The organism is Atribacterota bacterium (assembly GCA_028717805.1).
GTDB lineage: Bacteria > Atribacterota > Phoenicimicrobiia > Phoenicimicrobiales > Stramentimicrobiaceae > Stramentimicrobium.
This window is the reverse complement of the sequence record JAQUNC010000057.1, coordinates 1-9,877: the sequence shown is the minus strand read 5'-3', so window position 1 is coordinate 9,877 and position 9,877 is coordinate 1. Positions and strand designations below refer to the sequence as shown.

Sequence of the window (9,877 nt, the reverse complement as noted above, 5' to 3'; positions counted from 1 at the left end):
GAGAAAGAATCCGTCCTATCTGAAGTTAGATTCTGGCATAAAGTCTGGCATAAAGATAGATTCTTAGGAACACAAATAGTGAAAAATAATGATCTTAATATAGTGTAGTTTTAAAACTTAACTAACATTATTATACCGTCAAGTTAACGTTTTTATGTCCTATCGTATTAATATTATATGTATTCTATATTTTTTACTTTAATTATTATCATGGTCTAAATATATTTCTTTATTATTTATTTTTAATAAAAATATTATAATTTATCTTTATAATAACGTCTTCTATTAAATCTCGACCAATTTTTTTGTTTATAATATTTATTATCTCTCCCTTTCTAATACTAATTTCACTAGCCCAGATGTGATTCTTGACCATTAAAAAAAGGATATTGTTTTGAATCTTTATCGGTTTTGTGTTGAGAGAAATTTTTAGTGGAAGAATGTCTTCCCAGGAACTGAAAAGATTATATCCGTTGATTCTCTGCGTCCAGTTACGCTTTCTAAAAAATGTTTGAATAACTTCATCAATCTGTTTTGGTTCATTATTATTCATTGCTCTTCCACTGTCCCATTCTTTACATGTAATACTTTGGCGTTTTTAATGACATTGTATTCTGTTAAATCGTGTAAATCAATGCTGGTAATAAAAGTTTGTAGAGGCCTATCTTTTATTAATTGAATTAAAAATAATCTTCTTTCTGAATCGAGTTCTGACAATACATCATCTAATAACAAAGGCGGGTATTCTTGGTCTTTTTCCCTTATTATTTCTAATTGAGTTATTTTTAGAGCTAAAACGGCAGTACGTTGCTGTCCTTGAGATCCATATATTCCTAAATCTATGAGGTCATTCATGATAAAATAATCATCTCTATGGGGACCGACGGTAGTTATTTTAAGCCTGCAATCTTTCTCTTTAGCACTATAAAGTTTTTGATCAAAAACTTTTTGTATTTCCTCTCTATCTTCTGTATAAGTTGTCAGGATATTACTATTATACTTTAGCTTTAAGGTTTCTTTATTTTTGGTTATTAGTTGATGTATAGTCTTGACTTTTTGATTTATTAATTGCAGAGTTTTAATTCTATACCAAATAATTAAACTACCTAATTCTAATATTTTCTGATCCCAAATACTCAAATGCTGATTTAAATTATCTTTTCTCTTTTCCGTCTTTAAGAGTATATTCCTTTGAAATAAAATTCGGTTATAGTCTTTTAAGTGCTGTTCATAAACCGGATTAAGAGTAATAATTACCTCATCAAGAAATTTTCTTCTAATAGCAGGCGAACTTTTAATAATTTGAAGATCTTCTGGGGCAAAGATAACAGGGTTAAATCTTGCTCTAAGCCATGATTTTTGCTGGTATTTCTTATTTACTTTAATAATTTTTTTTGTTTTTTTGGCCAGGAAATTAAGTGAATCAATATTTTGCAATAAGATATTTATTTGAAATTGTTTTCTGTCTTTGTTAGCCTCTCCTAGAAGAAAACTTTGTTTTTCTTTCCAGTTAATTAAATTATAATCATCTTTTGTTCGATAAGAACCCCCTCTTAACAAGGTATATATTGATTCAATGACATTTGTTTTACCCTGAGCATTATTTCCTATTAAAATATTTAGTGAAGTATGAAAATTAATGGAAGTATCTAAAAAATTCCTAAAATTAATCAATTTGATTTTATTAACATTCAAATGATTTTCCCTTTCCAGTATCTTAATCCATTCTTACTGGCATCAAAACATAGTTATATTGTTCTTCTTTATCTATCGGATTAATCATTGCAGGATTTAAATTTTCATTTAATCTTATTTCTGTGTGATCTGTTTTAATTACTCTTAAAACATCAACAATGTACCGAGAATTAAAGGCAATCTCAACATACTCACCTTCTACTAAACAGGGAATCTGCTCACAAGCATCACCAATGTCTGGTGTTTTTGCCTTTATAATTAATTCCCCCCTGTTCTCTCCTTTTTGTTGGGTATATAGATGTGTTTCTATTTTAATGGTATTTAAATCTTCTTTCACAAATAAGGTAATTCTTTCCATTCTTTGTTTGAACTCTTCCGTATCTATTTTAACAATTGTTTTAAATTGACGAGGTATTATTTGATGATAATCAGGGTATTGTCCATCAATTATTCGTGAGAATAATCTAATCTTATTCTTTTCGCCTTCTGAATTTAAAATAAATATTACCTGTTTTTCTCCTATATCTATTTCAACTATATTATCATCCTCAAAGTTAAGTAATTTAAATAATTCGGATAACGCTCGTTGAGGAATAATAACCTCAAATTGATTATCTGTTTCAATTTTGTTCTTACCAGCTAATTTAATCTTTTTTAATGCCAATCGATGACTATCAGTTGCAGCAATTTCCAATCCTTTTTCTACTCTCTTAAATAATACGCCATTTAAAAAAGACCTATTTTCATCTTTTGAGGAAGCAAAAATAACCTCCTGTATGGTATCTTTTAATATTTTATGAGTTAATTTTATTTTTATATTACTCTGAATTTCAGGAAACGGGGAAAAATCCTCAGCAGAAAAACCGAGAATTTTATAATTTGACAAATCTTCTTCCTTAATGTGAATTATATTATCTTTATCAACTTCAATTTCTATATTTCCTTCTGGAAATCTTCTAATTAAATCACTAAAAATCTTACTGGGAATAACTACTGCTCCATGTTCCACAATCTGAGCGGAAATATAACAATCAATACCTATTTCCAAATCAGTTGAAAATAAGTGAATTCTATTATCACTGGTAACTTCAAAAAGAATTCCATTATATATAGGTAGACCTAATTTTGTAGATATGGCTTTTTGTACTATTTGAATTCCATTTACTAAACTTTTTTGAGAACATATAACTTTCATTACTTTCTCCTATCATTAATTTAAAAATTTTTATCTGTTCTTTTTAATTCATTCTCTTAATTTGATTATGCTTAACTTTTAAAATAAAAAGAGAGTATTCATAGTAGTAATAGTGTGAATTATGTTAATAACACTTATATTCTCTTATAATTCAATAAAAAATTATGTGGATATTATTCTTAATAATGATAGTTTTTTCTTAACACTATTCACATTTTAATTTTATAAAATTTTACTGTTATAAAAAATAATATTATCTACGAAAACATTAAATAAACAATATTTATGATACAGAAATAATTTTTCAATCAGGAACTGTTTTGAATTTTATTTATCAGACGGTCTATATTTAATTTTAGTTTCTTATCTGTCTTTAATTGTTCCTTAATCTTATTACAGGAATGAATAACTGTCGTATGATCTTTTCCTCCAAAGAAATTACCAATCATAGGCAGGGAAAAATCAGTTAATTCCCTAGCTAAATACATGGCAATATGACGTGCAGCTACTATATTTTTAGTCCTTTTTTTAGATAGTAATATTACCGGTTTAAGGTTAAAATATTCTGCCGTATGTTTTTGAATTAATTGAATTGATATTTCCTTCTCTTCAATAGGAATAAAATCCTTTAATATTTGTTTGGCTAAGGTCAAGTCAACTTCTCTCTGAGTGGTTAGGGTTATATAAGCATTGAGCTTATTTAGGGCGCCCTCTAACTGACGGATATTGGAAGGAATTTTATTAGCGATATAGTTAATAATCTCATCTGAGAGTTCTAACTGATAAGCTTCTGCTTTTTTCTGTAATATGGCAATTCTAGTTTCTAAATCCGGGGGTTGAATATCTGTAATTAATCCCCATTCGAATCTGGAAATCAGGCGATTTTCTAAATTAGTAATTTCCTTTGGGGGGCGGTCAGAGGTAATTACAATCTGTTTGCTGGCATTATAGAGGGAATTAAAAGTGTGAAAAAACTCTTCCTGTGTTCTTTCTTTGCCAGCCAAAAATTGGATATCGTCAATTAGTAAAATATCAAAATTACGGTATTTTTCCCTAAATGCCTCTGTAGCATCATCTTTAATAGCATTAATTAGCTCATTGGTAAATTTTTCAGAGGAAATATAGGCAATATTAATAGAATGAATAGAATTTTTATTAATAATATAATTTCCAATACCATGCATTAGATGTGTTTTTCCTAATCCAACTCCCCCATAAACAAAAAGGGGGTTGTAAGATTTAGCGGGAGATTGGGCAACGGCAAGACAAGCTGCGTGAGCAAAGCGATTACTATCTCCTACCACAAAATTATCGAAGGTATATTTAACATTTAAGCCAGTTTCTTCATATCTTTTCTGAAGAATATCCTTATTTGTCTTTCCTTTTTTGCCTTTATTGGTATTCTGGTTCTGGTTCAATTCTATATTGAACTTTATTATAATATCCTCTCCAAAGTCAAGTTGTTCGATAAGAATATCTTTAATCAACTGATAGTAGTTTTTTTCTATCCAATTTTTACAAAAGGCACTAGGTACAGCTAAGTATAATTCATTGTTTTTAAAATCAACATACTTAATCTGGGAAAACCAGGTGTTGTACATCTGAGGACCAAGTCTTTCTCTAATTACCTGCAAAACATCTTCCCATCTCTTATTGAATTGATAATAATTCATAATAATTCCTTCAATAGTTATATTTTTATTTGTAATTCAGATGTTTTTTGAAAAGTAAACAACGAACCCGTATAGCGGGCGAATTTATGAACCTTCAAAAAAGATATTAACATTATTAACAACAGCCTGTGGAAAACAGCTTATATTCCTCTTGGTCAATAATCTAAAAGCTTTTGGAAAAATAACTATTTATTTGACAAAAGTATCTATTAAGAAATATTAAATAAAAATAAAGGCTTTTTATTTAATTCACAGCTTATTAACAGTTGTGGAAAAAAGATTATAACGAGTAATTGATATAAGTCAGGATAAAACATAATCATTACAAAACCATCTTTAAGAAATTCAAGGGCAATTTCCCCTAGTGACAATACTTAAATTAATAGCAATTCGATCTTTAAGATTCCCTTGAATATCTTGTCTTTAAATTTTTATAGTAAGGGCTATTTTTACCTTAGGATATAAAAATTATAATAATTATACGCTCTTTCTAAAAATATAATTAAGCATATATTATTCCCTAATTAACAAAGAGCATTTAATAGTAGTATCGAAATTTTTCCGAAAATCCCGATACTATTACCCCAAATTTCTTATTGACTATAAAAACAAGATATTAATACTCAGGGGGAGCCTTCAATTAATAAGAGAAATTATTATTTAATATTAATTTAGTTTTTAAGAAAAGGCAAGTTTGAATTTTATAGCACAATTATATCATTAATATAATAGCAAAAATAGCTAAACATGCAAAGCTCATTTTAGATATTAACTTATCTCTAATAATTATTTAAAATAGCTTGGTCTCCCACTATTTAAATTAGTTTTCAGTTTCTTTGATCCGTAACCGAACATATTACACATCGAGGATATTATCCTAATTGATAAAAAAGATTTTGAGTAATTTTTATGGGCAGCAATAAATTTCCCATGCTTTCTTATAAATAACTTCTTATTACTTGCCATAGCATTAAAAATGAGGTAGACTATTTCAGTATTTGACATATTTATAATTTAATAGTTATAATTTAAAATTATGATTATGTCATAAATAGCAATATAAGTGTTTTGGCTAAAATCAAGATTTGAAACAAATTAGTTTAGAACAAGAATTCGCGCAAAGGAGAAGGATTATCAATGAAGCGTACTTATCAACCTAATAGTCGAAAAAAATTAAAAGCACATGGATTTCGCAGTCGTATGAGCACGAAAAGCGGAAGACTTATTTTAAAAAGGAGAAGACAAAAAGGAAGGAAGAGATTAACCGTTTCCGGTTAGATATTAACTTGTTTAAGGAAGGTTTAAAAAGAACCAACGAATTTAAAAAAGTTTTTTCCAATGGAAATCGTAAATCTGGAAAATATATTATATTATATATATTATATAGTCAGCAGGAAAATAATAGAGCAGGTTTTATTGTCAAAAAAAGTCTTGGCAATGCAGTGCAACGTAACAAAATTAAACGAAGATTAAGAGAAATCTGGCGTCAAAAAGGTACAAAGTTAATCTTTGGATGTGATGTTATCATTGTAGCTAAAAAGGAGATTCAAGAAGCCTCCTTTACGGAAATTGAACAAGAACTGATAAGATTGTTGCTGAGAGACAATTTAAAATAAAGTAAATAAATAATATAATAAAAACCGTTGTCTAACGTAAAAAAATGAATAGAATATTGATAATAGCAATAGTGTTTTATCAAAAATATATTTCCCCCTTTAAACCTGCAACTTGTAGGTTTTATCCTACTTGTTCAGATTATGCTATACAGGCTATTCAAAGACATGGCTGTCTAAGGGGAACCTTGCTATCCATAAAGAGATTGTTTCGGTGCCATCCATACCATACCGGTGGTTATGATCCTGTACCTGATAAACTATGCAAATAAGATAGAATCCATAAATAGAAGATCGGCCTATATTTTTGAATAATTGAATGGGAAAATGCTTTGTAGAAAAGGAGAGTAATATTTTGGGAATCTGGAGTTCATTAATAGGTTGGGTAGAACAATTCCTTTGTGTCTTATATGGTTTTACTCATAATTATGGCTTAGCTATTATTATATTAACCCTTATTATAAGAACAATTATGTATCCGCTGATGCAAAAACAAATGATTTCTATGCAAGAGACACAAAAGATTCAGCCTCTCATGCAGGAAATACAAAGAAAATACAAAAATGACAAAGAGAGAATGAATCAGGAAGTGATGAGGTTGTATAAGGAGCATAAGGTCAATCCTATGGGCGGATGTTTGCCACTTATCATTCAAATGCCTATTTTAATTCTATTTTTTCAGGTGCTCAGGGGTTTTGAATATTTTATACCCAATACAGAGATTATTGATGGCGGTTTTTTGTGGATTAAAAACGAAGTTATATATCAAGGGGAAATGATTGCGGGATTAGCTGCACCGGATCAGTTATTCGGGGTAATTGGAAATTATAGCATTGGAATTTTACCAATTTTAGTAGGAGTATCAATGTATATTCAACAAAAATTAACCATGCCACCTATGCCGGTAACAAGCCAGGGTGACAGTTCTTCTAATCCTACTGCCAATACCCAAAAGATAATGGGCACTATTATGCCAGTCATGATTGCCTTTATAAGTTTTAGTTTACCGTCAGGATTAAGTTTGTATTGGTTTACCTCAACCCTTTTTGATATTGTACAGAAGCTTTTAATTAACAAAAAGAAGCCCGAAATTCAAAAAGAATCCGATAGCTCTAAGGAAAAAGAAAAAGTAACACAGGAGAAGACGCAAGAGCAGAAAAAAGAAACGGAAATCAAACAAAAAGATAGCGAACAAGAGATTTCCTGGATACCAGGATATGAAAAACCTTCTGTAAAACAAAATAAAAAAACGGGCAGAAAAGAAAAGTCTTAAAAAACAAGAGTTAATAATTGCCATTCAGCCAATTAATTCTGAGGGAAAAGACAAATGTATTGGTGGAAAGAGGTATGTTTTGGTAGATTTTGAAAATAAGGAAATGAAAATTAACAAGCAAGAGGAAAAAGCCTTACAAGTTCTTTCTAAAATAGCGGAAGGTATAAGTGCTGATGCTGAAGTAAAGTTAGCTTCTTCTAATCAGGATTATACTATTTTTGAAATTATCAAAGCAGATCCTGGCATCATTATTGGCAAACATGGTCATACTCTTGATGCCATTCAATATCTGGTTAATTTGATTGTTAATAAAGAGAACCAGCAGGGCACTCATAAAATTTATATAGTGGATATTGATGGATATCGAAAAAGAAGAGAGGAATCTCTTCAGAGGTATGCTCGGGAAAAAGCTGAGATAGCAAAAAGAAAAGGTGACACTATAGCCCTTTATTATATGAATAGCATAGAAAGAAAGTTAGTGCACATGGCTCTTAAAGAAGATTCAGGAGTAATTACCTATAGCGAGGGAAGGGAGCCATATCGGAGAATTATCATAAAACCAATTCTGGTTAAGGATGAGGATGATGCAAGCAAGAGCATTAAGGAAGAATATTAAGTAGAATAAATAATTTAATAAGAGCAAAAGTAAGTCATGATTAATATGATAAAAAAGCAATAACATATTAATAAACATTATATTATTTCGCATAACATTATTAGATAATAATTTACTTAATCTAATTTTGTTATGCTTTTTATTTTAATTATGTGTAACATTTTATATAAAGGAAGGAAATTAGAAAATATTAAAAAATATTTAATATAATTGGATCGAACAATGAAAAGAAATCAATTCCGAGAGACTGGCACAGAGAAAGATGCCATTGTTGCCATATCTACGCCATTGGGCATTGGTGGCATTGGTATTGTAAGAATGAGTGGTCCACAATCAATTGATATTGCCAGTAAAATATTTCGTTATAAAGGAAAAATAAAAAAGAATCCCCATGAGTTTCATAGCCACCATATTTATTATGGAACAATTATTCAACCTGGGGAAGATACCATGGTAGATGAGGTTCTATTAACTGTTATGCGTAAACCAAAAACTTATACCAGAGAAGACATTGTGGAGATTAATTGTCACGGTGGTTTTCTGGTGTTAAATAAAGTTTTGGCAATTGTAAATAAGCTGGGAGTCAGGATAGCTGAACCCGGGGAATTCACTAAATTAGCATTTTTAAATGGAAGGATAGATTTAAGTCAAGCTGAAGCAGTGATTGATCTTATCAAAGCCAGTAATGAGAAAAGTTTAAAATCCTCTCTCAATCATCTTGCCGGAGGCCTTAGAGAAGAAATAGCCCATCTTAAAAATCGCATCATTGATTTAACTACTAGAATTGAAGCACCACTGGATTTTCCAGATCAGGGAATTATTGAAATGAAAAACAAGGAAATTAAAAAAGTTATTGAGAAGTGCCTATTTGAGGTAAACGAATTACTGGATACGGTAAAATATGGACAGATTATCAAAGAAGGAATTAATACTATAATTCTGGGCAAAACCAATGTTGGCAAATCGAGTCTGTTTAATATGTTACTAAAGAAAAATAAATCTATAGTCACTTCTTTACCGGGAACAACAAGAGATTTAATCGAGGGAACGATAGTCATTAAAGGCTTTACCTTTCATCTAATTGACACTGCAGGCATGAAAGATCCAGAGAATATTATAGAACAAGTCAGTCTGAAGAAAGTAAGTCAACACATGGAATTTGCTCAACTTTTCCTGGTAATGTTTGATATTAATCAGCCGTTGGATGCCCATGATATTACACTTATTGATAAAATTGAATCATTCAATAATCGTAATATAAATAAAATCATTGTCTTAAACAAAATTGATCTTCCATCAAGAATTGACCATTCAGAATTGCAACAGAGATTGGGTATAAATGAATTTATTAGAATTTCTGTAAAGAAAAGGATGGGAATCGATATTTTAATAGAAAAAATGGTAAATCAAGTTCTTTCCAATATTGATACGCCAGAAGAAGGTCTGATAATAAGCAATCAAAGACATCTAGAATATCTACTTAAAGTAAAAAAAGGCTTAGCCGATCTTGTTTCTGGTTTGGAGGAAGGGATTCCGGTTGACTTTGTGTTAATGGACTTGAAATATATTACCAGTCAGTTGGCTAACATTACCGGAGAAGCATATGATGATGAAATGCTCAGCAAAATATTTTCCCAATTCTGTATTGGTAAATAAAAATTGTTTTTACCAGAAATCTCTTTAATAAAAAATTAGGTAATCCCATACTTAAGTTGCACTTAGAACCTTGAAAAACTGTTGATAAATCAGTATAAAGAGAGTATGAAAACATGTCCTCGCTGCGGCAGTAAAAAATTCTGGTCTCTTTCTACC

The 9,877-nt window shown here is 29.9% G+C and carries 10 protein-coding genes; 6 read left to right on the top strand and 4 right to left on the bottom strand.

Annotated features, from left to right (window positions below):
* Positions 1-232: 232 nt before the first annotated feature.
* The 4 genes from PHD84_09785 to dnaA all read right to left on the bottom strand — a co-directional run bounded on the left by PHD84_09785 (position 233) and on the right by dnaA (position 4,563).
* Positions 233-553: a DUF721 domain-containing protein gene (locus tag PHD84_09785; GenBank protein MDD5638088.1), complete on the bottom strand. Its 321-nt coding sequence runs from the start codon at positions 551-553 to the stop codon at positions 233-235.
* Positions 550-1,695, bottom strand: coding sequence for a DNA replication/repair protein RecF (gene recF, locus PHD84_09780; GenBank protein MDD5638087.1), 1,146 nt, complete (start codon positions 1,693-1,695; stop codon positions 550-552). The genes PHD84_09785 and recF overlap by 4 nt, the downstream gene beginning before the upstream one ends.
* A gap of 22 nt (positions 1,696-1,717) precedes the next feature.
* The gene (gene dnaN, locus PHD84_09775; protein MDD5638086.1) at positions 1,718-2,890 is read right to left on the bottom strand and encodes a DNA polymerase III subunit beta; all 1,173 of its coding nucleotides are present in this window, start codon (positions 2,888-2,890) and stop codon (positions 1,718-1,720) included.
* A gap of 308 nt (positions 2,891-3,198) precedes the next feature.
* On the bottom strand, positions 3,199-4,563 hold the full coding sequence (gene dnaA, locus PHD84_09770; GenBank protein ID MDD5638085.1) for a chromosomal replication initiator protein DnaA: 1,365 nt from the start codon (positions 4,561-4,563) through the stop codon (positions 3,199-3,201).
* Positions 4,564-5,700: 1,137 nt separating this feature from the next.
* Between dnaA and rpmH the strand changes: the two genes are divergently transcribed.
* From rpmH to mnmE, 6 genes are all read left to right on the top strand, one after another.
* Entirely contained in the window at positions 5,701-5,841 is a 141-nt protein-coding gene (gene rpmH / locus PHD84_09765) for a 50S ribosomal protein L34 (protein ID MDD5638084.1), read from the top strand.
* A gap of 8 nt (positions 5,842-5,849) precedes the next feature.
* On the top strand, positions 5,850-6,179 hold the full coding sequence (rnpA, locus tag PHD84_09760; protein ID MDD5638083.1) for a ribonuclease P protein component: 330 nt from the start codon (positions 5,850-5,852) through the stop codon (positions 6,177-6,179).
* Between the two features lie 44 nt (positions 6,180-6,223).
* Positions 6,224-6,448: a membrane protein insertion efficiency factor YidD gene (gene yidD / locus PHD84_09755; protein ID MDD5638082.1), complete on the top strand. Its 225-nt coding sequence runs from the start codon at positions 6,224-6,226 to the stop codon at positions 6,446-6,448.
* A gap of 83 nt (positions 6,449-6,531) precedes the next feature.
* Complete coding sequence (locus tag PHD84_09750; GenBank protein ID MDD5638081.1) at positions 6,532-7,449, top strand: YidC/Oxa1 family membrane protein insertase; 918 nt, start codon at positions 6,532-6,534, stop codon at positions 7,447-7,449.
* Positions 7,450-7,528: 79 nt separating this feature from the next.
* Entirely contained in the window at positions 7,529-8,065 is a 537-nt protein-coding gene (locus PHD84_09745) for a KH domain-containing protein (protein MDD5638080.1), read from the top strand.
* Between the two features lie 222 nt (positions 8,066-8,287).
* Entirely contained in the window at positions 8,288-9,721 is a 1,434-nt protein-coding gene (gene mnmE, locus PHD84_09740; protein ID MDD5638079.1) for a tRNA uridine-5-carboxymethylaminomethyl(34) synthesis GTPase MnmE, read from the top strand.
* Positions 9,722-9,877: the final 156 nt, after the last annotated feature.